At 53.0% G+C, this 24,926-nt stretch carries 16 protein-coding genes and 1 riboswitch; of the genes, 6 read left to right on the top strand and 10 right to left on the bottom strand.

Annotated elements, in window-relative coordinates:
* Positions 1-57: 57 nt before the first annotated feature.
* Positions 58-258, bottom strand: a riboswitch (cobalamin riboswitch).
* A gap of 181 nt (positions 259-439) precedes the next feature.
* The 5 genes from ABGT88_RS02550 to ABGT88_RS02530 are packed head-to-tail and all read left to right on the top strand — an operon-like array spanning position 440 to position 4,702.
* A complete protein-coding gene (locus tag ABGT88_RS02550; protein WP_087408772.1) occupies positions 440-709 on the top strand; it encodes a DUF4492 domain-containing protein in 270 nt (89 codons plus the stop codon).
* Complete coding sequence (locus tag ABGT88_RS02545; RefSeq protein WP_087408773.1) at positions 706-2,259, top strand: cytochrome ubiquinol oxidase subunit I; 1,554 nt, start codon at positions 706-708, stop codon at positions 2,257-2,259. The genes ABGT88_RS02550 and ABGT88_RS02545 overlap by 4 nt, the downstream gene beginning before the upstream one ends.
* 9 nt (positions 2,260-2,268) lie before the next feature.
* A complete protein-coding gene (gene cydB, locus ABGT88_RS02540; protein WP_087408774.1) occupies positions 2,269-3,420 on the top strand; it encodes a cytochrome d ubiquinol oxidase subunit II in 1,152 nt (383 codons plus the stop codon).
* Positions 3,421-3,478: 58 nt separating this feature from the next.
* Positions 3,479-4,081 (top strand): YigZ family protein, encoded by a 603-nt coding sequence (locus ABGT88_RS02535; protein WP_346700239.1) that lies wholly within the window; start codon positions 3,479-3,481, stop codon positions 4,079-4,081.
* A 3-nt stretch (positions 4,082-4,084) separates the two neighbouring features.
* On the top strand, positions 4,085-4,702 hold the full coding sequence (locus ABGT88_RS02530) for a sugar O-acetyltransferase (protein ID WP_346700237.1): 618 nt from the start codon (positions 4,085-4,087) through the stop codon (positions 4,700-4,702).
* Between the two features lie 20 nt (positions 4,703-4,722).
* On the opposite strand, the gene ABGT88_RS02525 is transcribed toward ABGT88_RS02530, so the two are convergent.
* From ABGT88_RS02525 to ABGT88_RS02480, 10 genes are all read right to left on the bottom strand, one after another.
* Positions 4,723-6,459 carry a hypothetical protein gene (locus ABGT88_RS02525; protein ID WP_346700235.1) on the bottom strand — a complete coding sequence of 579 codons (1,737 nt, stop codon included), beginning with the start codon at positions 6,457-6,459 and terminating at the stop codon, positions 4,723-4,725.
* Positions 6,460-6,476: 17 nt separating this feature from the next.
* Positions 6,477-7,190: a YjjG family noncanonical pyrimidine nucleotidase gene (locus ABGT88_RS02520; protein ID WP_346700233.1), complete on the bottom strand. Its 714-nt coding sequence runs from the start codon at positions 7,188-7,190 to the stop codon at positions 6,477-6,479.
* A 231-nt stretch (positions 7,191-7,421) separates the two neighbouring features.
* Complete coding sequence (locus ABGT88_RS02515; RefSeq protein WP_087408776.1) at positions 7,422-8,423, bottom strand: phosphodiester glycosidase family protein; 1,002 nt, start codon at positions 8,421-8,423, stop codon at positions 7,422-7,424.
* A 24-nt stretch (positions 8,424-8,447) separates the two neighbouring features.
* Positions 8,448-11,021 carry an endonuclease/exonuclease/phosphatase family protein gene (locus ABGT88_RS02510; protein WP_346700231.1) on the bottom strand — a complete coding sequence of 858 codons (2,574 nt, stop codon included), beginning with the start codon at positions 11,019-11,021 and terminating at the stop codon, positions 8,448-8,450.
* A 13-nt stretch (positions 11,022-11,034) separates the two neighbouring features.
* Positions 11,035-13,509: a phosphodiester glycosidase family protein gene (locus tag ABGT88_RS02505; protein WP_346700229.1), complete on the bottom strand. Its 2,475-nt coding sequence runs from the start codon at positions 13,507-13,509 to the stop codon at positions 11,035-11,037.
* Between the two features lie 104 nt (positions 13,510-13,613).
* Positions 13,614-15,422: a T9SS type A sorting domain-containing protein gene (locus tag ABGT88_RS02500; RefSeq protein ID WP_346700227.1), complete on the bottom strand. Its 1,809-nt coding sequence runs from the start codon at positions 15,420-15,422 to the stop codon at positions 13,614-13,616.
* A 91-nt stretch (positions 15,423-15,513) separates the two neighbouring features.
* Positions 15,514-17,259 (bottom strand): RagB/SusD family nutrient uptake outer membrane protein, encoded by a 1,746-nt coding sequence (locus tag ABGT88_RS02495; protein ID WP_346700225.1) that lies wholly within the window; start codon positions 17,257-17,259, stop codon positions 15,514-15,516.
* Between the two features lie 19 nt (positions 17,260-17,278).
* Positions 17,279-20,530 carry a TonB-dependent receptor gene (locus ABGT88_RS02490; RefSeq protein ID WP_346700223.1) on the bottom strand — a complete coding sequence of 1,084 codons (3,252 nt, stop codon included), beginning with the start codon at positions 20,528-20,530 and terminating at the stop codon, positions 17,279-17,281.
* Positions 20,531-20,620: 90 nt separating this feature from the next.
* The gene (gene glpT, locus ABGT88_RS02485) at positions 20,621-21,958 is read right to left on the bottom strand and encodes a glycerol-3-phosphate transporter (protein ID WP_346700221.1); all 1,338 of its coding nucleotides are present in this window, start codon (positions 21,956-21,958) and stop codon (positions 20,621-20,623) included.
* A gap of 45 nt (positions 21,959-22,003) precedes the next feature.
* The gene (locus ABGT88_RS02480) at positions 22,004-23,572 is read right to left on the bottom strand and encodes a glycerol-3-phosphate dehydrogenase/oxidase (protein ID WP_258327186.1); all 1,569 of its coding nucleotides are present in this window, start codon (positions 23,570-23,572) and stop codon (positions 22,004-22,006) included.
* A gap of 231 nt (positions 23,573-23,803) precedes the next feature.
* Here ABGT88_RS02480 and ABGT88_RS02475 point away from each other — a divergent pair, with 231 nt between their 5' ends.
* Positions 23,804-24,568, top strand: coding sequence for a DeoR/GlpR family DNA-binding transcription regulator (locus tag ABGT88_RS02475; RefSeq protein ID WP_087408784.1), 765 nt, complete (start codon positions 23,804-23,806; stop codon positions 24,566-24,568).
* The last annotated feature ends 358 nt before the right edge of the window (positions 24,569-24,926 follow it).

Below are 24,926 nucleotides of genomic sequence, written 5' to 3'. Positions count from 1 at the left end.
ACAGACGGACGCGTGTAGGCCACCCTTCCGCAGATTCACAAGCTCTACCCCCCGAAAGCTAATGACTAAAAGCATGGCAGGTCTTCTGACTTACTCCGGTAACCGAGGCCTTCCCAATCGTCATAATCAGTGGCTTTCAAGTATTCTCGGCACCTCTACGGGAGCTTACAGCAGCGGGACTGTTCGGGATTTTCACCCGATTCCCTTTTCATTCTACGCCCCGGACGGGGTTTCGAAACCAATGCGTGACAAAGGTAACACAAATTATTGATACTGTTCTATTTTTTCTTGGAAATTATTCCAAACCAAACCTGCACCCCAATCGTTACTTGTGAAAAAAGTATTGATTCGTAATAAAAAATAACGGTTATAAATTTGTATCAATCACAAATTTTACCGAATATTGCGAAAATTTTCTTCATCTACATACAATACACTTATGGAAGAAAACCAAACCTTGAAAAACGACAATTTCGTAGTGCGCGTATGGCGATTCTACCTTGAAGGATTCCGATCGATGACCTTGGGAAAAACACTTTGGGCAATCATTCTTATCAAACTGTTCATCATGTTTTTTATCCTGCGGCTCTTCTTTTTCCCCAACATTTTGCAAAAAGAGTTCGATACCGACGAGGAGCGGGCCAATGCCGTCATCGAAAATCTCACCAATACTAATAATTCTCAACAACAACAATCACAGGAGTTATGAACGATCTTTTCACGCTCGTAGACTGGTCGAGGGCACAATTTGCACTCACCGCTATTTATCACTGGCTGTTTGTCCCCCTCACGCTGGGGTTGGGCATAATCGTCAGTATCATGGAAACCATCTACTACCGTACCGGCGACGAACGATGGAAAACCATTACCAAATACTGGATGACCCTCTTCGGCGTCAACTTCGCCATCGGGGTGGCAACCGGTATCATTCTCGAGTTCCAGTTCGGTACCAACTGGTCCAACTACAGCTGGTTCGTGGGCGACATCTTCGGGGCGCCGCTCGCCATCGAGGGCATCATGGCCTTCTTCATGGAGGCGACCTTCATCGCCGTCATGTTCTTCGGCTGGAACAAAGTGAGCAAACGGTTCCACCTGGCTTCGACCTGGCTCACCGCCATAGGGGCCTCGATTTCGGCGCTGTGGATTCTGGTAGCCAACTCGTGGATGCAATACCCCGTGGGCATGAAGTTCGACCCCGAGACTGCCCGCAACGTCATGGACGACTTCTGGGCGCTGGTACTCTCGCCGGTAGCTGTCAACAAGTTTTTCCACGCCGTATCGGCCGGCTGGGTGCTGGGCGGTATCTTCGTCGTGGGCGTGAGTGCATGGTATCTGCTTAAGAATCGCGAAAACTTCCTGGCCAAACAGAGCATCCGCGTGGGGGCCTGGGTAGGTCTGGTGGGGGCTCTCGTCGTAGCCTACACCGGTGACGGTTCGGCCTATCAGGTAGCCGACAAGCAACCCATGAAACTGGCTGCCATGGAGGGTGTCTACCACGGCAAGGAGGGGCAGGAGCTTATCGCCTTCGGTATTCTCAATCCGGCCAAGGAGTTCAACAACAACGAGAAGGAGTTTCTCTTCGACATACCTATCCCCAAACTGCTCTCAATACTGGCTACGCGCCAGGTCGACGGTTTCGTGCCGGGTATCAACGACATCATCGACGGCGGTTACCCCGACAAGAACCTCAAGGGTGAGGAGATTATCGCGCTCTCGGCCCAGGAGAAGATGGAGCGCGGCCGCCTGGCCATCGCCGCTCTGGCCGACTTCAACACGGCCCGGCAAAACAACGACACCACAGCCATGAACGAGGCCCGGGCCCGACTCGATGCCAACTACGAATACTTCGGCTACGGCTATGTCGACTCGGTCGAACAGCTCATTCCCCACGTGCCGTTTGTCTTCTACTCGTTCCACATCATGATTATCCTGGGCGGTTACTTTATCCTCTTCTTCATCCTCGTGCTCATCCTCTCCTACAAAGAGAAACTGCATAACCTCAAATGGATGTTGTGGGTAGCCATACTCACCATTCCGCTGGGATACGTCTGCCTCGAAGCCGGCTGGATTGTGGCCGAGATGGGCCGCCAACCGTGGGTTATCCAGGACATTATGCCTACCTTCGCCGCCATCTCGAAAATCGAGGTAGCCTCGGTACAGACCACCTTCTGGTTGTTTGCCGCACTCTTTACCATCCTGCTCATCGCCGAGGTGGGTATCATGTTGAAACAAATCAAAAAAGGAACCGAAAAAAAATAAAGACACACTATGGAACTGAACGAACTATTTTACCAGCACTATTGGTGGTTTCTCATCTCGCTGCTGGGCGCAATACTGGTATTCCTGCTCTTTGTGCAGGGCGGACAATCGCTGCTGGCGACCATGGGTAAAAACGAAATTGAAAAGAGCATGATGGTCAACTCGCTGGGCCGCAAGTGGGAGTTCACCTTCACCACCCTCGTGGTGTTCGGCGGGGCCTTCTTCGCCTCCTTCCCCCTCTTCTACTCCACCAGTTTCGGCGGGGCCTACTGGCTGTGGATGGCCATCCTGTTCAGCTTCATCATACAGGCCGTATCGTATGAATACCGTTCGAAGAGCGGCAACTTCCTGGGCAAAAAGACCTACGACGCCTTCCTCTTTGTCAACGGCGTGGTGGGCCCCCTACTGCTGGGCGTAGCCGTGGGTACCTTCTTCACCGGAGCCGATTTCGTGGTCGACAAGGCCAACCTCACCACTCCCGGGGCACCGGTCATCAGCAGCTGGACCAACGACTGGAACGGCCTGGAGGCTCTGCTCGACGTGCGCAACCTGTTGCTGGGCATCACGGTGCTCCTGCTGGCCCGCACACAAGGAGCCCTCTACTTCATGAACAATATCAAGGACGATACCCTCTTCGAACGGGCACGCAAACAGGTGCTGGTCAACGGCATCGTATTCGTGCTCTTCTTCCTCTCGTTCGTGGCTGCTACCCTGATGGCTACCGGCTACGAGACCAACCCGCTCACCGGCGAGGTATTTACCCGGCCCTACAAATATTTCTACAATTTCGTTGAAATGCCGTGGGTAGCCTTCATGTTCCTCGTGGGTGTGGTGCTGGTGCTCTATGCCCTCATCCGCTCGGTATTCGGGCAGCACTTCACCCGAGGCATCTGGTTCTCGGGTATCGGCACCGTGCTGGTGGTTCTCAGCCTCTTCTTCATCGCCGGCTACAACCACACCCCCTACTACCCTTCGGCTGCCGACATGCAGAGCTCGCTCACCATCTGCAACAGCTCGTCGAGCCTCTTCACCTTGAAAACCATGAGCGTAGTATCGCTGCTCATCCCCTTTGTGCTGGCCTATATCTTCTACGTATGGCGCGCCATGGACAAGAAGCCCATCACCGCCAGTGAAATGGAAAGCAACGAACACAAATATTGATACTTGCGTATTCCCCAAAAAGAGCTTACTTTTGCAGAGGTAAGCTCTTTTTTTGTATATGGACGACACCTACTTGACCATATCGCGCACCTCGGAGGGAATTTACAAGGAGAAGATGAGTAAGTTCCTCTCCTTCGCCATCCCCGTGACCACCGTCGACGAGGTGAAGCGTGAACTCGAAAAATACCAAAAGGAGTATTACGATGCCCGCCACGTGTGCTGGGCCTACATGCTGGGACACGAGCGCACCCAGTTCCGCTCGAACGACAACGGCGAGCCCTCGGGGACGGCCGGGAAACCGATACTCGGCCAAATCAACTCGGCCAACCTGACCGACATTCTCATCGTCGTGGTGCGCTACTTCGGGGGCATCAAACTGGGTACCAGCGGACTCATTATCGCCTATCGCGAGGCGGCCGCCGAGGCCATCGCCGCCAACGAAATCGTGGAGCGGCTGGTCGAAGACGAGGTGCAGTTCGGTTTCGAATACCCCCTGATGAACGAGGTGATGCGTGTCGTCAAGGAGGAGGGGCCAACCATCGTCTCGCAACTCTTCGACATGGACTGCGAGATGACCCTGCGCATACGCCGCTCCCGCATGGAGAACCTCAAAAACCGGCTGTCGAAAATCGACGGTCTTCACTTTCTAAACGAACCTTAGCCGATGATGACCGAACAAGAGAAAATGGAGAGAGGGCAACTGTACGATGCCTCGGCTCCCGAACTGTTGCAAAAACTGTTTGCCACCCGCGATAAACTTTTCGAACTCAACTACCGCCTGCTACCCTCGCAAACCGAAGAGCGGGAACGGCTGCTCCGCGACATTCTGGGCACCACGCCCGAACGGTTCACCATCGTCTCGCCCTTCCTGTGCGACTACGGCCACAACATCCACGTAGGCAAAAACTTCTTTGCCAACTTCAACTGCGTGATGCTCGACGAGGCTCCCATCACCATCGGCGACAACGTGCTCATTGCCCCCAACGTGGGCCTCTACACTGCCGGCCACCCCATCGACGTGGAGCGTCGCAACCAGTGGCTCGAGTATGCCTGGCCCATCACCATCGGCAACAACGTGTGGATTTGCGGCGGCGTGACCATCGCCCCCGGCGTAACCATCGGCGACAATACCATCATCGCAGCCGGCAGTGTGGTGACCGGCGACATCCCGGCCAACGTTATCGCCGGCGGTAACCCTTGCCGCGTCATACGCCCCGTCACCGAAGCCGACCGCCAGCGCTCCTACGACTGGACTGAACAAAAAGCCAGAAAGAATAAATAGAACCGTACACAGAGAATAGCCTACTTGGAATTTCCCGTATAATGTTCGTTCGGTTCCCACCTCAGCCCGAACGAAGAGTAAATTGAAAGAATCCTAGGCTGATTGGTCTCAAAATCAAAATCTTCCCGATTCAAATAAATCGGGTTGGAAATATCGAGTCTATCTTTCAGGGTCTCTTCAGGCACCAACTTATACGGGATACCACGTTGGTCCATTTTATCGAGGAACAAATAGTTACAGGTGCTCAATTCCACTTCCTGCGTCGAAGCCTCCATTCGATTCAGCACATAGTCTACCGTCTGTCTGTAAACCACATTCTGCACTATCACTCCCGACAGACTAATGAAAACATCGATAGAGAGCAATGTAAGAATGAGGATATGTACCCCTCGAGACAGACGTCTTTTCAGGCCATATCGCTCGGCATAAAACAACAGCACAAACGGGAACAGATAGAAGAAACTTACATATCGAGCCCAATATCCGTATGGGAGGATAAACAACGAAGCCAGCAACCCGACAAGGGCCACCAGATACCAAGCCATACGACGGGAATAACCGGTACTAATAAACAGAATCAGCGCCAACAAAACAGACTCGAAGAAGAATATGCCAAAACCGCCTATCCGAGCATCCGACACCCACGATGCCGAAAGATTGTTTTTAGATATACCCACAACACTCACCTCATCGGAATTCATATTGTTCGACGGATTAGCGACTAACGATAAAAGCACATTTTCAAAATTCGATTTTCCCTGCATCATCGGCAAAACCTGATTGTTAAAAATATCTACCTTCTCATCTCCGGCAAGCGGATAAAAAGGAGAACCATGCTCTTGCCAGTTGGTCACATAAGGATTGTAACCTCCTATGACTATTCCCGCCAAAGCTATAACGGCACATATTACAGTCAGGCGACAAGGCTGTTTGTACTTATGATTTCTCAGCAAGATAAAAAAGAGAATGCCACCCCACAGTACAATCCAAAAGAAAATATTGAATTTTATCGATGAGATGAAAAACAGCAGAAGCAAATCGACATACAACGCCCTGCGTTCTCCCTTCTCGAAAAAGAGATATAGATTCACCAGAAATATAACCAACAGGGTATAGAGAGTCCAATCGATATAACAGGTAAATAATTGAACAATCACTACTGGATTGAGAGTTATCAACACAGTTATCCACAACCGCATATACCGGGTACGGTTTGGCAGAAAATCGTGCAGGAATATATAGACATACCCCATCGACGCAATAACGAGCCACATATTCAAAACCTTACCTGCATCCAAATTTCCCAAGAAAGCAACAACCGTAGCGACAATGGTCTCTATGCCTCGCGGATAATGCTCCACCCACATGGCGGTATCCCGATCGACCGAACTACTTACAGAAGTATCCCACAAAGGGTTCCAACCATTGACCAATTCTCGCACGGTACAAATATGATACCATTGCCCGTCGTACGACCAATCATAGACATACATCGAAATCAATATCGTAACCAGCAATACACCCACCACGGTCAATACGCTACTCCACTTCACCCGTCTCTGCATATTCTTCTCAGTACATACCCACAAAACGGACAAACACACAGCAGCAGGAAATATGAAGCCATTGACCGAGAAACCTATCCACAAAGACAGGACAGCCAGCAAATAGCTAACCAATGGTATGGCTACCAACAGTTGTGCAGAGGTCTGTATCCAAGAAATCGTTTCGTCTGAAGAGGCTCGAAAAACATTCATATCCTTATTTTTTTCGATTACAGAATCGTTTTCAACTGCTCCAACGCCGTAACCATATAGTCGGGTTGAGGCCCGGTCACGGGCAAGTTGTCACGGTTGAAATAGATGGCCCGCCACCCGGCATTCATCGCCCCCAGAATATCGGCGTCGTAGTTGTCGCCCACAATCACCGTATCGGCAGCGGTGCTCCCCACCACCTGCAAGGCGTAGTCGAAGAGCCGGCGGTCGGGCTTGGTGATGCCTATCTCGTCAGAGAGGATGAGCCGCTTGAAATAGCGATCGATACCCCCCGACTGCAATTTGCGAGCCTGCACTTCGGCAAAGCCGTTGCTCAGGATGTAGAGCGGGTAGCCCTTGGCCGTGAGGTAATCGAGCAGATCGATAGCCCCCGGCACCAGCGTCTTCTGCTGGGCCAACACATCGAGATAGCGGTGGTTGAGAGCCATGATGAAGTCCATGTCGCCGCTCAACGCACTGCCCGCCTCACGAAACGGACGGGCAAAACGCTCCACAATCAGGAAATCTTTCGTCACCCGATTGTGGTGATACTCCTCCCACAACTCGTGATTAGCCGTCATGTAGAGCTTCTCGAACTGTTCGTAACCGGTAAATGCACGCCCGAGCGAAAACTCGTCGTACACCTGCCGCAACGACAGTTTGGAGTTGGCCTGGAAATCCCATATCGTATCGTCCAAATCGATAAACAGCGTCTTACACATCAAACCACTCATAGCTTTCTTGTTTTAGAACCGGCCATTGCATGCCTCATCGACAACACGGCCACAGGAGAGGTAACCTCCCACTCCGGCGCAAAGATAGTGCAAAAAAAGAGCAGAGACAAACCACGGTCTGCCTCTGCCTGTACAAGCTATCGAAAAATTTTCCCAACTTCCCGATAGAGCCGATTTTATTCGAAATACAGCGTCCCCCTGTGCAAAGGGGGGAACATTCACACACGTATCTTATTTCTCGACAATGGCAAAGCCGTTGCCCACGGCGCGAGGGGTGCCGTCGGAGGGCCGGTTGCGCACCACGAACGAGGCCCGGTCGGTTACATTCTCGTCGCGCAGCACCATAATCGAAGAGCCGCCGCCATCGTAGTTCACGGCATCGTAACTGCCTATGCCCCACATGAAGTCGGCCAGTTCGTAGATGTCAAGACCTTCGGCATAGTTCACCCGACGGCCGTCGACCACCACGACATAGAGCGTCTGCTTGTCTTCGGAGAGCCCGATGGCCGTGCGCGGATGCGTATCGCACAGATAGGTACCTATGCTGCTGATGCCGTCGTTGAACACGCCGCGGCGAATGAGACAACCCAGACCGCCCAATGCCTGATAAATCTCGGCACTGCGCTTGACCACGTTGCTGGCCACGTCGATGTCGACACTGCCGTCGCGCGTCATATAGACGGTAAACTCGTGATTGGGGTCCTGCCACCAGTCGCTCAACGGATAACCGTCTTTCCAAAAGAGCTCCTTGGGCTTGATGAGCGTAATCTCTCCGTCCGAAGCCGTTTTGTATACCCAAAAGCCACCGTTCACCGCCACATGTACCCGACGGCCCGAGTTCTCGAGATACTTGGCCTGCTCGGGAATCGTGTTCACCCGGGTAGGCATCACGTTCACCTCGCCATAGGGTGTAGTGGTGGCAATGGTCAGTTTCGACAAATCGACCTCGGCCACATAGGCATGTTGCCGGGCCTTGGCCGTGTTGAAGTCAATCTCCGAAAGCACCAGCCCGGGGAAACGCTCTTCGGTCGTCACCCGCGTTACTTTCGTCACCAAGTCGGTACGACTCAGGATGCGCTGCACCAATACCGACGTCGTGTCGATAGTTACCGGGTAGGAGGGCGTGTTGTTGCCTGTTCCACCCGGTTCGTCATTTCCGCTGCACGATGTAACACCCAGTGCCACAATCACGCACCAGAGCCAATACTTGCAATCTTTACCAAACCTTTTCATCTTGTTTTACCTGTTTACAATTAACTATTCGTTTATCAATACTTTAATCACTTTTACCTGTCCGGCCCGGTCGTGGACATACACCACATACACACCGGCGGGCAACGACGAAAGGTCGACCGGAGTACCCGGCACCGCTTCGCCTTCGATTTGTAAACTGCCCGATGCGGTATATATTGCGTAGCTTGCCGACGAATTTTCGGACAATACATAAAGCCGATTCTCCGATACATAAAGGTCGAGACCACTGTCGCTCGAGGCCGCCTCTATTCCCGACTCGCCGGTATACTCATAGGCACCCACCATCGAGCCGCTCGTGTTGCGCTCCACACCCCGGCCGTCGACCGTCAACTGGTCGGTATACTTACCGTTGCCGTCGATGTCGATATAGAAAGACGATTCGCGCAGAGAGGCAGCTTTCAGCACGTTCAGATTGTTGTTGCCGCAAGCGACCGACAGCACCCGCACCGTAGGCGCATGGCCACCGTTATCGGTCAATATGGGGCACAGCTTGCCGTCGACCACTTCGCTGTGAAGCATGCCGTTCAGGTCCTGCACGCTGCGGTCGTAGCTGGAACATACCATATCGCGCGTTTTAGCCGTGATGTTCATCCGGTCGGCAGCACCGTAGAGGTTGTAGGTCGAGGTCATCAGCTTGGCCGAAGTTCCCAGATAGACCTCGCCGGCCTCGGCAGCCGACGAGAAGTTGCCGGCAATGATGTTGTTGACCAGCTTCACACTACCGGCCATGACATGAACGGCCGAACCGTTGAAGTTGGCCGAGGGGGTACCGCTGCTCGTGTAGCACGAGTCGGTGTTGCCCGTGATGGTATTGTTGACCAGGTTGAGAGCCCCCGACGCGGCATTGAAATAGATGGCCGCCCCACCGTTCGACTTGTCGGAGAGGGCGTTGCTCGTGGCTGTCAACCGATTGTTGACAAAAGTATTGTTGACAAAAACACTGTTCATATATATCGAGGAACCTGTTTGGGTATAGACCCCGTTGCGGTTGCTCACGTTACCGGCAAATGTGTTGCCTCTCACCCGAGAGAGCACCACGCCGTCGGAGTAGCCGGCACTGCCTTGCACCGACCGGTTCTGCTCGAAATACGAGTGGTCTATGTCGGTGCGCCAGCCGGGAGACATCAAATAGAAAGCTCCGCCTTGCAATCCCGACTGGTTGCGGGCAAAGGTCGTACGCTCGGCCGTGAGGTTGCCTCTGGTGTATACGGCACCGCCATATCCCGAGGCGTAGTTGTCGGTCAGGCACACATCGCGCAGCACAAGGTCTATTCCTTCGGAGCAGATAGCACCGCCGTTGTTGGCACCCGAGAGGTCGGCATAGCCGCCGGTGATTTCGAGCCCGCCCAGGTCAAGGAAGCACGAGTCGGCCACCGTCACCACATGACAGGCATTATCGCCGGCCCCCGAAACGATGCGGCCGTCGGGGCCGATTACATCGTTACGACCCAGGTCGCCCGAGAGTACCGTCTTGCCCACCACAGCCGAAAAGTCGACATTGTAACCACCCCGGATATAGACACCCTTGGTGACATTCATCGTGGCCTGACGCCCCGTGAGCGAACCCGCCTCCACGGGATAGAAGGTCCCCGCGGTCATATAAATGGTATCTTGTTTCGAAGCCGCATCGAGAGCCTCCTGCAACGAAGCGAAGGGAGCCTCTTTCGAGCCGTCGCCCGCACCCGAAGCCGAAGCACTCACATACCACTTGCCGGCCTCGGCACCCTCCTGTAAGGTACAAGTAATGAGGATAGGCAGGTGATCCGAGGGGGTGATTCCCCGGCCGAAGTCCTCGGTTATCGTTTCATAGGACAACACATTCACGCGATTGCAAAAGACATAGTCGATAGGCTCACCGCCCGAAAGAGTCGGGTCCCACGGTCCAAACGTGGCACCCGGCCCTACCGGAGCAGATTGTGTCGTCTTGCGACTATCATTAAAATAAGCATTAAATGTGTTATACATAGCTTTCTCGTCATAATAGGCATTGAAATCGCCTACGATAAAAGCGGGATAGTCGCCCGCTATCTCCTGCATCTTGCGCACATTCAGGCGCGCAGTCTCGGCCCGGGCAAATTCTCCCTTATGGTCGAGATGAGTAGAAAAATAGAAAAAGATTTCGCCCGTTTCCTTATTTTGCAGTTTCACCCATACGGTAATTCGCCGCACGGCCGTATCGAACGGCAACCCCGGAGCAGTAGGGTCCTCGGCCAGGAAGAACTGTCCCTTGTCGAGCAAAGTGAACTTGTCGGCTTTATAGACAACGGTCGTGTGTGTGCCCGAGCGGTTGTCCGAGGCCGAGCCTGCACCCCACGAATGGTTGGCATAGGCATCGCCCAGCAGTTTTTCGAGATCGGGCAGCATGTCGGTACTGTTCTCTTGGAGACCTATCACATCGAAATCGTGGTCTACGATATTCTTGACCACGTATACATTGCGCACGTCCCACGACTTGTCGCCCGTATCGCTATCGTTTTTGCCTCGTATATTGTACGAGCCCATTCGATAAACGGGCGCAGCCACGAGCACCGAGGCAAAACAGCAGCTTATCAGCAATCCTAAAAATCTTTTCTTCATATTTTTGCCCATATTATTTCGTTATCCATATTTTCTGCGAAACAGATTGGCCGTCGCTTACCACACGCACCACATAGAGGCCCACGCCGGGAGCCGATATGCGGTCGCTCTCCCGGGCCAAAGCCACCAGCCCGCCACCGACGTTATACAGTTCGATGCGGTCGGCGGTGCGGCCCAGCAGCACCGTGCGCCCCTCGACCGTCCAGGCGAGACCGGCATTTGCCACCGACTCGATACCGGACGCATTTTCGTTGTAATAATTATAGATTACCTCTACGGCGGGAATCGTCATGTGATAGGTCTCGCCCAAGGTATTCATATCCAAGCCCAGGGTCAGATACGACAGCGTGATGGGATAGTTGGCCATATCGATAGTCTCGCCCAGCGCATCGGGGAAAACAATATCGGCCACACTCTCCCGCCCCACTGCCGGAACAGGCAGGTCGACGGTATGCGTCCCCGACGGGGTCCGCAACGTGCAGGAGAGGCTCTTCATTCGGGCTTCGCCGGGATTGACATGTATGCGCAGCGTATCGGGCAAGCTGTACAACGGGATATTGCCCGACAGGGTGATGGTCTTGGCCGAAGGACTGTTGTAGAGGAACGAGAGTTCCAGCCCCTTGTCGACCGAATTGGTAACCGAGGTATTCTTGAACCCGGCCGATGTCACGAACGACACCCGCATCCAGTCGGCCGAACCGTCGTTCAGGTTCATGCAGTGGCGCACAGGCTCCTGTACTTTCACCAGCAGCGTATCGGTAAATCCTGACATCGAGCCGTAAACCTCGGCCACACCGCTCGCGAGGCCTCTCAAAACGCCTTCCTCAACCACTGCCACCTGTTCGTCGGAGCTGCGCCACGAAAGCATTTGCGGAGCTATCGATACCTCCTCGCCTTTGAGGTTGGTCATAAATACCTCGACCGGGTAGCGGTAGTGGCAATCGTTGATGACCGAGTCGAGCCGGAAATAGAGGTCCTCGATATTCTCGCGGATTGAGATTTCCATCTCGCAAGTATAGCCGGCCGGGGTGCGGGCATAGATTTTGCCCTTGCCGCTGCCGTCGGCCACGAAGCTCTTGCCGTCGGAGGTGATGTGCCCGATACCCTCGTCGCAGGTGAGGGTATAGTTGGTCACTTCGGTACTTATCAATAGGCCGTATGCGTTATAACCGTATACCTCGGGGGTATACTCCTCGCCCTTGGCCAGCACATGCGGCGGCGTGGCAAAACCGATGCCCCCGATATAGACCGATCTGGGCGCCGTGGAGACGACAAAGACCCCATCGCCCACCTGGCGCTGCACGCCGTTGGAACTGGGGTGATTGCGCACCCCCAGCATGCTGGTATATAGAGTGCTCGAACCGCCGCCGTCGAGATTCAAGGCTTCGTAAGCCCCGGCATAGCGCATGAGGTCGGCCAGCTCGCGGGTGCGTACACCCCGCGAAACCGACGTGCGCCCGTCGCAGACGAGCATAATCAATGTCTTTTTATCCCGGCTGTATCCGATCGAGGTGCGCGGGTGCCACTCTACGGCATCCTTCCGCTCGTCCTCGGTATCGAGTACGGTACCGTTCCCCAGTATCTTGGGATTGCCGGTCACCAGATTGTCGACCGGCACCTCCTCGCCATCGAACGACATGGGCAGGTATACCTCTACCTCATCGCCATCGTTCAGGCTTTGGATAAAGACTCCCGACATGCCTTTCCCGCTGATGACATAGCCGCCGTCGGGCACGGCCATGTTGGTACCCCGGGCCCACGAGCCCGAGACTCTCATTTTGCAAGGTTTGCCGGGCACCAGTTTCTCGCCCGATTTGGGCAAAAGGGCAATCTCGTAATAGAGCGGGAACGAGTTGCTCGTCACCTGGGTGACTTGCCCCGGCATTTTATCGGTATAAAGTATCAGTTTGTTGTTTGCGGCGTCGACATTCACCCCCGAAATTTCATAGGATTGAGTAGCCGATGTGATGGTTCCCGTGAAATCGACCGAGGCGTTGCTCAGGTAAGGGACCTTGTCGGCCGTGATGCCAAAGTGTCGACAAATCGACGAGGTAGATGTGCGGAAAATCTCACCCTCGGCCACGGTGGCATGGTGAGGCCGCCCCACGATGCTGGTCTTGCCGTCGTTGGCCTTCCCCGACATGGCGAAGAAACCGCCGTTGATACCGGCAAAATAGAGGCTTTCGCCCTCGACGCTGTGACTCTCGGCCATATCGGTCACGGTCTGTGCTCCGGCCAGATGGTCTTTGGCGCACACCGTGCGTATATCGACATAGGGATTGGTAAGGTCGACCGTCAGATAAAATACCGTCAAGGTGGTATCGGGGCCTGTGAGCAACAACGAGGTCTGGGTCGTTCCGGGCCCTATTTGGGCATGAAACGTGGTGTCTACCCGATATTCGGTATTCCACACTTTCCAGGTAACCGAAGCAAACGCATTACCGGTCACAAGGGCCAAAAGCAAAAACAGGCATTTACTTATCTTCATGGCACGACAAATCATGGCATTGACAACCGTTTTGAGAAAGATATGCTGCCGGCAAAACACCGGCAGCATACCCGATGAAAAAACTACTTAATTAAAGATTCTTATTATTTAATCACTTTGAAGGCTTCGCCATCGACATGAATGATATACACACCCTTGGCGAGCGAAGAGAGATCGATAACGTCGTTGGCCGGAACCACCTTCACGACATTACCGCTCAGGTTGTAAACCGTAGCTTCGGCTTCGGCACCGTTTACCCGGAAGAGGCCGTTACCCAGCGTGCAGACAGACAGACGGTCGGCAACGGTTACATCGGCAATACCCGAGGTAGCACCGGCATCATACGAACCTACACAGGTCGTAGCAGCCCGTTTGTAACCGCGTTGGTCAACCGTGAGGTCGATATTCTCGGGCAACTTCCATTCGGTCTTCAAGGCATTCAGCTCATCGATAGTCAAGCTCTTCACGGGCGAAACCGGAGCCAAAGTCTGGCTGAAACCGCCGTTGTCGCCGAAAGTGTTGTCGCCGAAGACATCGGCATAAGTATACGTTTCTCCGTCGGTATCGCTCAGATAGAGGTAGGTACCTTGTACGATTTTGCCCGTACCGTCGTCATGGTCGTCTTGAACCGAGGGGTCTTGCGTGCGGTCTCTCGGCGAGGCCCAGGAGGTGCAATACCAAGCCGTACCGGAGAGGTTGTAACCGCCGCTATACCATTTGCCGGGACGGGCATTGTTACTACGGCTCATTAATATAGCAGGATTAGAAGGTGCTGATTCGCCTAAAACACCATTCACAATATAATTATTCGCCATATAATTGAATCCGCCATAGCTCATTACCCCCAAACCGCGGCCTACATCCTTTGTAGCATTTTTATTAGCGGAAACCGTACGAGTTTCTTGTGCAGCGGTATAATCTTTATTAGCGATTGTATTGGAAATCATATACATCGTCGTTCCGGGATAACCCATTATAACACCAAATCCTTCGGTATAGTTATCGGCAACCAAACTGTTCACCAAATAGAGGCGGAGACGCTCGTCATTGCTACCCAAAAAGATTGCCGTTCCGCGAAGTTTATTGGTATAAGCCGGTTTACCGTCTTCGCCATATTCAGCTACAGGATAATAGTCGGTCGTAAAATAATTATCGGTAAACTGGCAACGTTGAACCACAGCTTGCGTCAGATATTCATCTCCTGCATAAGCCGAGCTTATAAACAATCCTAAGGCAGCACCCTTCTCACTAGAAAAGTTTTCTGAAAAGACACAATCAGAGATATTTGCCTCAGAAGCAACAAGTGTCAAACCCGATGTTCCGACAAAGGCGGCTCCATTTTGAATAAAGTTACACCATTGCATATCCAAATCGGTATTGAACACCATCACCGCCCCTTTATAATTACTGGCACTGTCGTAGTTGCGGAAAGCGTGTTTGAAAGTAAAACCTTTCACCGTCACGTTGATGCGCACAGGCTGGTCGCCGTCTTTGCGCTCCATATACCACAAGTGAGTGCGGTTGCCGGGCACGGCAGCCTCATCGCTCTCGATACCGCCCGAAATCACGGTCTCGTAGGGCGAAGGATAGGTAATATCGGTGTTCGTTCCCGTACTGTTGGGATCGAAACCACCCAGGAAAGTCACACTGCGGTTCACCGACAGATACTCGTCGAAATCGGGCGAAGAGAGTTTGTAGACACCACCGGCAAAGCAGAACACGTCGCCGTCGGCAAAGTTCCCGTTTTCCATGTTCTCGGCGAAATAGTCATAGCTAATCGCCTGTTCCCAAGACGAACCATCGGTATCATCCGACCCGTCGGCCTTGATAAAATACGTCGTGGCCCATGCGCCGGGCACCGATGCCAACATAAACCCTGCAGCAAGCAGGCAAGAAGTCAATTTTCGTTTCATAACCACTTTGTTTTAGATTAGATTTATTGTTAATTATTGAACTGTAACCGGAGAGAAAGAGACTGTACAATCTCCTTCTCTCCGTGATGGTTTAGAAGGACAGACCGTCGTCCCAGCCCGGGTTCTGCGTGAGATTATGGTTTTTCACACGTTCTTCGGTGGGGATAGGCCACAGGTAGTCGCGGTCTTCGTCCCAGGTACGTTTCACATCTTTATGAGGCCACATGTAGCCTTCGGTATCGTTGGTAAGGAAGAAATCAACTCCTAACTGATATTTGGTCAATCCCAAACCCGATACAGGTTCGTCTTTCCAAAGAGCTGTTTCATTGCGCCCATCACCGTTGAGATCATATTTACCCACACCAGGGAAATAAACGCCATGGAACTCGTGAGTAAACTGTTTACCCTCTTTCCAACGGAACATATCCCACTGGCGGAAGCCTTCGAGACAAAGCTCGACGGTGCGCTCGCGGCGAATCTCCAGAATTACACCGGTCATGTTGCTCTTCGTCACGTTGGGATAGCCTGTCACGTCGGCCTTCAGGTAGGGGTCGGGGTTGTTGTTGGCCTCCTCCAGGTCGATGCCCGGCATGCCCACGCGGTCGCGCAAGAGGTTGACCGAAATATCGAGATCGTTCTGCGTGAGGGTGCCCAGCTCGGCTTTGGCCTCGGCATAGTTGAGGTAAACCTCGGCCAAGCGGAAGAGCGGGTAATACATGGGCGACTTGTTCGACTGGTCGTATTTGGGTTCCATCACGAACTTGATATACTGGTAGCCGGTCAAGGTGTATTTCGACAAGGTATTGATCATCTCCTTGTCGGTTCCCATCTGTACGTAACCCGGTGTCAGGATGGTTTGCGCCAGACGCGGGTCGCGGCCGGTCACCTCGTCGACAAACTGTTTCTTCTCATGCCCGGGAATATCGGTGTAGCGCGAGCCGTCGGCCATGAGGTAGTGGTCGACAAAACGCTTGGTAAACGATACCCGTTGGTTACCGGCCATCGAGTTGCACTGCGTGTTGTGCAGGATAGAGAGCTCGGTGCTGTACCGGCGGCCCAGGATAATCTCGTCTGCGGGAGCCTCGAGTTTGGCAAAGAGGTCGCGGTAAGGAGTGCTACCCTCTTTGTAAAGCGAGTAACCGCCTTTCTGTATCAGTTCGAGCGAAGCATCGGCCGAGAGTTGCAGCATCTCTTCCCAGTCGCCCAGATTGTGATATTTGCGGAAAGTACCCTCGAACAGGGCGGCACGCGACTTCAAGGCCAGTGCCGTCCACTTGTTCACCTCGTAGGGGGTATGGGCTTCGGGCAGTTTGTTGATAGCCGAGTCGAGGTCGGCCATGACATGAGCCATCACCACCTTGCGCGAATCGCGGGCCTTGTAGAGCAACTCGTTGTCTTTCGACCCGATTACCTCGTCGTACCAAGGCACATCGCCATAGCGCTGTACTTTCTCGTAATAGAAGAAAGCACGCATGAAATAGGAGAAACCGTCGTAGTGGTTGCGGGCATTTACGTCGTCACAGTTTCCGCAATGTTGGAAATAGAAATTGATTTTGCGCAGGTCGCCCCAATTCCAACCGCCCTCGGTGGCCGGAAGCCGGTTGCCCAAAAGGACATCGGAAAGGATATTCTTTACCACATCGTCGGCACACATGTCGTTAAGATCGTCGGCATCGGGGAGCATGGCATAGTAGGCATTGGTCCACAGGCGCAGCTCCGTCTCGTTCGAGAAGTAGGACTCGGGCGTGACCGTATCCTCGGGAATCAAATCCAAATCGGTACAGCCGGCCAGAGCGGCTCCGATCAACAAACTGGATATATATAAAAACTTTTTCATCGTCGTTCTGTTTTAATCGTTAAAATGTAATATCCACACCCACCGAGAAGTTACGCGAGTAGCTGTATGCCATACCGGTACCGTCGTTCTGTCCGGCAGCCTCGGGGTCGATATAGAGGGTATGCTTCTTCATCGGCGACCAGTACCACAAGTTTTCACCCGTGAAATAGACACGCAATCTGGTAAAGACTTTTTTCAATACCGGCAAGGTATAACCGATGGTGAGGTTTTTCAACCGCAGGTAAGAAGCATTTTGCAGATAGCGGTCGTTGGCCACGCCCAGCTGACTGGATGCAAAAGTCTGATAACCACGGAAACGGGGGAAGTATCCGTTGGGATTCTCCTCAGACAAGCACTGATCCATGAAATTGGCCGGGATAAAGCTCGTGAATGCGCGTGCATAGGGACCCCAGAAACCGGTCGAGAGATAATCGGGGTACCAGTCTCTCTTGCCTACGCCCTGGAAGAAGGCGGTGAAATCGATACCGTTCCAGTCGGCACCCAAACGGAAGCTATATGAATAGCGGGGAGTGGTGTTACCGATAATCTCCCGGTCGCCCGGGCTGTCGGCAGTCTCGTCACCCGAGTTGATGATGTTATTGCCGTCAAGGTCGATAAACTTCAAGTCGCCGGCACGGTAGTAAGGATCGACTTTATCGGTGAGGATACGAGTATTCACAGCATCCTGGTTTACCCGCGAGGTGTAGTCGGCAGCCTCTTCGTCGGTAGCGAACAAGCCGGCTACACGATAGCCCCAGATTTCGCCCCACTCCATGCCTTCGTAATAGTCGGTCAAGTTCTTTTCGGGGTTGTTATACTTGGTAATAACCGTTTTGTTATCGCCCAATGTAGCCGAAATGCTATAATTGAAACGCTTGCCCATCAATGCAAACGAGTCGTTCCAGCCCACAGCAAGTTCCCAACCCTTCGTGCGCAGGTTGGCACAGTTCTCATCGGGTTCTACCGCCCCAAAGACACCGGGCAATACAATCGATTTACCCAACATGCCCTCGGTATCACGAATGAAATAGTCGCCGGTGAAATTCAATCGATTGTCGAGGAACGACAAGTCGAGGCCCACGTTCCAGGTGGCAATGGTTTCCCAAGTGAGGTAACTGGTCTTGGGGTTGGAAACGCTGGCATATTGCACCTTCGAGGTACCGTCGAGCGTATAGCTCATCGTATTGCCGGTAGAGATTTCCTCGATATAAGAATAGGCATCGGAGTCTTGATTGGCCAGTTTACCGTAAGAGAGGCGAATCTTGGCATTATCGACTACATCTTTGATAGGCTCCCAGAAACTCTCCTCGCTGATGCGCCAGCCGGCCGATGCCGAGGGGGTGAACACCCAGCGGTGATCGCTGCGGAAACGCGAAGAACCGTCGTAACGGGCACTGGCTTCGAAGAGATAACGGCCTTTGTAATCGTAGTTCACACGACCGAAGAAACCGCTGTTACGCCACTCGGAGATGGTTTGAGCACGAGTAATTTCGCCCGTGGCGTTGGCAAAGGTCGACATGTTCTCGCTCAACAGAGCCAGCTGCTGCAACCGCAAATAGGTGTCGCGAGAGCCACGATACTGATAACCGGCCAGAGCCTTAAAGTTATGCGCCTTGTTCCAGGTGTGGGTATAGGTAGCATAGGCATTCAAGTTGTGCTCGTTGGTCTCGTAGTGATTTTCACGATAGAAATCCTTGAAGTTACCGGTAATGATGGTCTTCTCCTCGCCCTGTTTGTTGGAGTAGTGCAGGTTGTAGTTACGCACCGAGTTGAGACGTTTGCGGTATTTGTAGCTGTAATCGACCGTCAAGACGAGGTCTTTGAAAATATCGATGTCGAAGCGGTTGCCTATGATAATATACTTTTGGTTGTTCTGATGGTGCGAACGGTCGTCGACCAGATAGGGCCCGGCACCGTTGAGGGTGGTGTTGGCATGAGTTTCGGCATAGACCGGCAGCCCCTCGGGAGTCTTGGCCGGCCACGAAGCCATCAAGGTTTTGTCGACCTCCATCAGGGTCGAGTTGATGGTAGCCAGACCGCTGTATTTATAGGACGAGGAGAAGAAGTTGACATTGGTCGAGTAACGTAACCAAGGTTTAACCTTCACATCGAGTTTGGCTCGAGTCGAATAGGTGTCGTAGGTATCGGGGGTTACGTTCAAGATACCCTCCTCGCGGTTGTACCGGCCGCTCACGAAATATTTCACCCGGTCATTTCCACCTCGTATCGAGAGGTTATACTCTTGTTGCGGACGGGTTTTGCGGAAGAGGTAGTGATACCAGTCGAAGTTGGCATAGTAGCGGTACGAACCGTCGTCCTGCAGGACAATCCAGGGACGCTCGGGATTCTCGGTCTTGTCGTTGCGACGCTCATAAAGCATCTGCATCTCCTCGGCCGTATAGTTGGTAAAGTTGGTAGCATATTGCGAGTAGTAGGCCTTGTCGACCAAGCTCACCTGATCGTAACCCGAGGTCATATAGTCGGTCGATGTCGTATTCTGCGACCAACCGAACCGGCCGTTGAAGCTTACCGTAGCCTTACCGGCCTGGTCGGCACCCGTCTTTGTCGTAATAAGTACAACACCTTTCGACGCGGTAGCACCATAGATGGCGGCAGCCGAAGCATCTTTCAAAATAGAAACCGACTCGATGTCGTTGGGGTTGACCATATTCAGCTCGGTCACCACACCGTCGACCATAATCAGCGGGGTATTGGACGTAGAGACAGACGATACACCGCGGATATTCATATCGTAACCACCGCTGGAACGCCCCGACTGCATCGTCAAGTTCAACGAAGGATCGGCACCCTGCAAGGCCATGGCCACGTTACTTACGGGGCGGGCGTTAATCTCCTTGGCGCTGATGGTTCCCACGGCTCCCGTCAGGTTCACCTTCTTCTGGGTACCGTAGCCCACCACAACCACCTCGTCGAGCAGCTGATCGGCATCTTTCATCCTGATAAGAACAAAGTTCTTGCCGTTGACCGAAACATTCTGTTTTTCATAACCGATAGAAGTGACCTCGAGGGTCGCATCGGAGGGTACGTTTTTCATAGTAAAAGCTCCGTCCACATCGGTCGAACGCCCGATAGAGGTTCCGGCAACCTTGACTACGGCCCCGATAATGGGTTGGTCATACTTGTCGACCACCTTACCGGACAGTGAATTACCACCTCCAGACTGAGCAAACATCTGTAGACCAGACATGAAGACAATAGCCACCAGCAGGCAAGCCCATCTTCTGTGCAGTGTGTTTGTTAGTAAATTCATAATTTTTTTGATTTATGGTTTTTATTAGGTTTTTGAAGTTTCCTTATATCGTTCGGGAGTGTAACCGAAACCTCCCTACAACCATCGGGGTTATCGACGGTTCACCGCCCTATCCTCTTTGCAAAACAGCATCAGCACCACCGTAACGGCACAGGCCCCCAGCAGCAGGAAGAAACCTCCATCCCAGCCGAAGTGCTCGAAGACATAGCCCATGCCGATGTTGGCAAAGACGGCCGAACCCAACAGATAGCCGAAGAGACCGGTGAATCCGGCAGCCGTACCGGCGGCTTTCTTCGGAACCAGGTCGAGAGCCGAGACACCGATCAGCATCACCGGGCCGTAAATGAGGAATCCGATAGCGGCCATGGCCACGTTGGTCACCGTAGCCGAGGCACTGTTCCAATAGACGTAGACGGCGACCATCACCAACAGCATATAGATAATGGTTACCGGCGAACGACGACCCTTGAAGACCTTGTCGGAGAGCCAACCGCAGAGTATCGTACCAAAAATGCCGGCAATCTCGAAAGCGAAATAGGACCAACTGCTGTTGGCCAAATCCATGTGTTTCACCTGCTCGAGATACATCGGCGCCCAGTCGAGTACACCGTAACGCACAAAATAGATGAAGGCATTGGCAAAGGCAATGACCCACAACAGCTTGTTATTGAACACATGACCAAACAGGATCTCACGGGTAGAGAGTTCCTTCTCCTGTTCGGCCGAATAGGCCTGCATACACTCATCGGGTTTATAAAGCTCGATGGGAGGCAGACCGCACGATTGTGGAGTGTCGCGTACCAGCAGATAGGCTATGGCCGCTACCCCCACGGCTACGATGACCGGGAAGTAGAATGCGCCGGTCCAATTACCAAAAAGGGTGATACCGAAGACAGCCAACGGGGCCATCACCGCACCACCTATATTATGAGCTACATTCCAAATCGACATCTTCACGCCACGTTCGCGGGCCGAGAACCAATGCACCATCACCCGTCCGCACGGAGGCCAACCCATACCTTGCACCCAACCGTTTACAAACAAGATGCAGAACATAAAAAGTATGGAGAGCGAACCGACGCTCCAAGGAATAAGACCCATGACGGTCATTATCACCGCCGAAGCGACCAGACCCAGCGGAATGAACACCCGCGCATTGCTGTGATCGGAGACGGTTCCCATCACAAACTTGCTGATGCCGTAGGCTATCGAAACTGCCGACAGAGCCCAACCCAAATCGGCCTTGTCGAAACCCATCTCCTCGAGAGCCGGCATGGCTATCGAGAAGTTCTTGCGCACCAGGTAGTAACCGGCATACCCGATGAATATACCGAGGAACACCTGCCATCTCAACTTCTTGTACTCCTTGTCGACCTTTTCCTTGGGAAGGGGGTCGATGACGGGAGCCGGTCTGAACAACTTCAACATATTATCCTCTATCTTTTTTTATCCTCTATTCCTCTTGCGCAACCGTCAAGCCAAAATGTAATTCTTGGCCAAACGGGTAAAGGCTTCGACCTGGTCGGCCTCCCACCGTCGGTCCTTACCCATCTCGCGAGCCATGATCGAGGCCACCCGGGGTGCCATGTCGATAGCGGCGCGGGCATCCATAAAGAGGGCTCTCACCCGGCGGGCCAATACATCCTCGACAGTCTGCGCCATCTCTTCACGCACGGCCCACACCACATGAGCCACCCGGAAGGTGTAACCGATATGGAGCAGGTCGCCCAGCGAAGCATCGTTCTCAATCATGGCGGCTATCTTGTCGGCATCGCTGCCATAGACGTAGTCCCACGTCGAGCGGTCTACCTGCTCGCGATAGCCGTGCAGCCTCATCTTGCACGTCACGCACGGGCGACGTTCGAGCCCTATCAGTTCGGCCACCTTATCGACCGCATCCTCGGCCATCTGCCGGTAGGTAGTCCACTTGCCGCCGGTAATGGTGAGCATGCCCGAGTCGGAAACATATATCTTGTGGTTGCGCGAAATCTCTTTCGTCTTTTTGCAATCGCTGTTCGAGGGAGCTGCCAACGGACGCAATCCGGCAAAGACCGACAGCACGTCGCTGCGTTTGGGCTTGCGGGTGAGGTATTGTCCGGCCTGGTCGAGAATGAAATCAATCTCCTCGTCGAGCGGTTTGGGTTCGAGCGAATTTTCATTGAGCGGCGTATCGGTCGTACCCAGCACCGCCTTGCCGTGCCAAGGCACCCCGAAGAGCACCCGGCCGTCGCGGGTCTTGGGAATCATCAGGGCCGACTCTCCACCCAGAAAGGCGGCATCGACCACGATATGCACCCCTTGACTGGGGCGTACCTTCTTGCGGCTCTCGGGCTTGTCCATCTGCATGATGTCGTCGACATACACGCCGGTGGCATTGACCACCCCTTTCACATTCACTTCGTAGGTACCGCCCTCGAGCGTATCCTCCAGAACGGCCCCCCGAATCTTGCCCGAAGGGTCCTTGAGCAGCGAAGTCACCTTCATATAGTTGATGCACACGGCTCCGTGATCGGCAGCACTCTGCATGAGCGTAATGGCCATGCGCGAATCGTCGAACTGTCCGTCGTGATATACCACACCGCCGCGCAGGTGGTCGTGCAGCAGACCCGGCAGCTCCTTCAACGTCTGTTTCTTCGACAGCGGCAACGAACGTCCCAAACCCAGCCGGCCGGCCAGGAAGTCGTAGCAGCACAACCCAATCGTGTAGAACGGCTGCTCCCACCAACGATAATTGCCTATAATGAAACGCATGTCTTTCACCAGATGCGGCGCATTACGCCACAAGCGACCACGCTCGTGCAAGGCCTCGATTACCATCGATATATCGCCCTGCCGCAAATAACGCACCCCCCCGTGCACCAGCTTCGTACTTCTGCTCGAAGTAGCTTTGGCAAAGTCGTGTTGTTCAACCAATAAGACACGATAGCCTCGACTCGACGCATCGACTGCCACGCCCAGCCCGGTGGCTCCGCCTCCTATCACCAACAAATCCCATGGTCTCTTTTCCTCGGCCATCTCTTTTATCAAGCCCTTACGTTTCATTTTCTTATCTTTCAATTTTTGATTTCTTATCAACCTTCGCGATTCTACTTTCTTTTCGTGATACAAAGAAAATAAAAAAAGATAGATAAAACAAGAAAATATGTGTATATTTTTCGTTTCGTTTTCGTTTCAAAGATATTTCATTTCGTTTTCAAAAATATTTGTCTATATTATTTGGGCTTTATTCAAATAAATTTTATATTTGTCGTATAAATACATTATATAATATATATGCTCAGTATTGCAGAACGACACAAATACATTCTCGACAAGCTCAATTCCCAAGGATTTGTAAAGGTTCTGGATATCGCCCGCGAACTGGACGTAACCCCCGTTACCATACGAAAAGACCTGAAGCTGCTGGAAGAAAAGAAACTTTTGTTCCGTACGCACGGGAGTGCCAGCCCGGTGAATCCCCATACGGCCGACATCAATATCCACATCAAAGAGCGTATCAACAGCGAAGCCAAGCGGCGTATCGCCCACAAAGCCATCAAACTGATCGAGCCCAACGATTCGATTATCGTGGCCTCGGGCAGCACCGTCTACGCCTTTGCCGAAGAGATTACCGACGACTTGAACCTGACGGTGGTCACGGCTTCGCTCAACGTATCGACCCTGCTCAACCGGTTTGAGCATATCCATGTGATTCAGTTGGGCGGGACACTGCGCAAAAGCTCCTTCTCGGTGATTGGCGACCTGGCCACTCACGCCTTCGACAACCTCACCTGCTCCAAGCTCTTCATGGGAGTCGACGGCATCGACCTCGACTACGGGCTCACCACATCGAACATCGACGAGGCCCGACTCAACCAACGCATGATTGCCGCTTCGCTGCGCACCATCGTACTGGCCGACTCGTCCAAGTTCGGCAAACGGGGTTTCGGAAAAATCTGCACCCTCGACCAGGTCGATGTCATCGTTACCGATTCGGGCATCTCGCCCTCGATTGCCAAGAGTATCGAAGAGGCCGGTATCGAATTGATTATTGCCTGATTTCGAATTTAATCCTATTTACAAACAGGCATAAAGAAACGAAAGGCGCGGAACTCGGTTCCGCGCCTTTCGTTTCTTATCGTTTTTCAGCCGGTTAAGGGTATAATAGACCCATCGGTCTATTTCACCACCACTTTCCCCTTAACCGGATTTTTCTGTCCAATCCGTATCACATAAACACCCGACTCGATTTCGAACTCGTCGGTTGCACCGGCGGCCCTACGTACCACCTGCTCACGGCCCAACGTATCGTAGACACGTATCGTCTCACCGCCTTGGAGGTTCGTTTAAAACAACCTATCGGGAAAAAACAGTTGATTCGAACAATCACCACCCGTTCCTATCCAATACCCTCTCT

It is taken from the genome of Barnesiella sp. An22, assembly GCF_963931395.1.
GTDB classification, from domain to species: Bacteria; Bacteroidota; Bacteroidia; order Bacteroidales; family Barnesiellaceae; genus Barnesiella; species Barnesiella merdigallinarum.
The sequence above is the reverse complement of the archived record's forward strand: the minus strand, read 5'-3'. Positions and strand labels throughout refer to the sequence as shown.

Excerpts from the sequence above, each read along its gene's own strand:
- ABGT88_RS02530 (WP_346700237.1), top strand. The coding sequence starts at position 4,085 with ATGATGACCGAACAAGAGAAAATGGAGAGAGGGCAACTGTACGATGCC.
- ABGT88_RS02475 (WP_087408784.1), top strand. The coding sequence starts at position 23,804 with ATGCTCAGTATTGCAGAACGACACAAATACATTCTCGACAAGCTCAAT.
- ABGT88_RS02505 (WP_346700229.1), bottom strand. The coding sequence starts at position 13,509 with ATGAAGATAAGTAAATGCCTGTTTTTGCTTTTGGCCCTTGTGACCGGT.
- ABGT88_RS02550 (WP_087408772.1), top strand. The coding sequence starts at position 440 with ATGGAAGAAAACCAAACCTTGAAAAACGACAATTTCGTAGTGCGCGTA.
- ABGT88_RS02495 (WP_346700225.1), bottom strand. The coding sequence starts at position 17,259 with ATGAAAAAGTTTTTATATATATCCAGTTTGTTGATCGGAGCCGCTCTG.
- ABGT88_RS02535 (WP_346700239.1), top strand. The coding sequence starts at position 3,479 with ATGGACGACACCTACTTGACCATATCGCGCACCTCGGAGGGAATTTAC.
- ABGT88_RS02515 (WP_087408776.1), bottom strand. The coding sequence starts at position 8,423 with ATGAAAAGGTTTGGTAAAGATTGCAAGTATTGGCTCTGGTGCGTGATT.
- ABGT88_RS02490 (WP_346700223.1), bottom strand. The coding sequence starts at position 20,530 with ATGAATTTACTAACAAACACACTGCACAGAAGATGGGCTTGCCTGCTG.
- ABGT88_RS02510 (WP_346700231.1), bottom strand. The coding sequence starts at position 11,021 with ATGAAGAAAAGATTTTTAGGATTGCTGATAAGCTGCTGTTTTGCCTCG.
- ABGT88_RS02520 (WP_346700233.1), bottom strand. The coding sequence starts at position 7,190 with ATGAGTGGTTTGATGTGTAAGACGCTGTTTATCGATTTGGACGATACG.
- ABGT88_RS02500 (WP_346700227.1), bottom strand. The coding sequence starts at position 15,422 with ATGAAACGAAAATTGACTTCTTGCCTGCTTGCTGCAGGGTTTATGTTG.
- glpT (WP_346700221.1), bottom strand. The coding sequence starts at position 21,958 with ATGTTGAAGTTGTTCAGACCGGCTCCCGTCATCGACCCCCTTCCCAAG.
- ABGT88_RS02545 (WP_087408773.1), top strand. The coding sequence starts at position 706 with ATGAACGATCTTTTCACGCTCGTAGACTGGTCGAGGGCACAATTTGCA.
- ABGT88_RS02525 (WP_346700235.1), bottom strand. The coding sequence starts at position 6,459 with ATGAATGTTTTTCGAGCCTCTTCAGACGAAACGATTTCTTGGATACAG.
- ABGT88_RS02480 (WP_258327186.1), bottom strand. The coding sequence starts at position 23,572 with ATGAAACGTAAGGGCTTGATAAAAGAGATGGCCGAGGAAAAGAGACCA.
- cydB (WP_087408774.1), top strand. The coding sequence starts at position 2,269 with ATGGAACTGAACGAACTATTTTACCAGCACTATTGGTGGTTTCTCATC.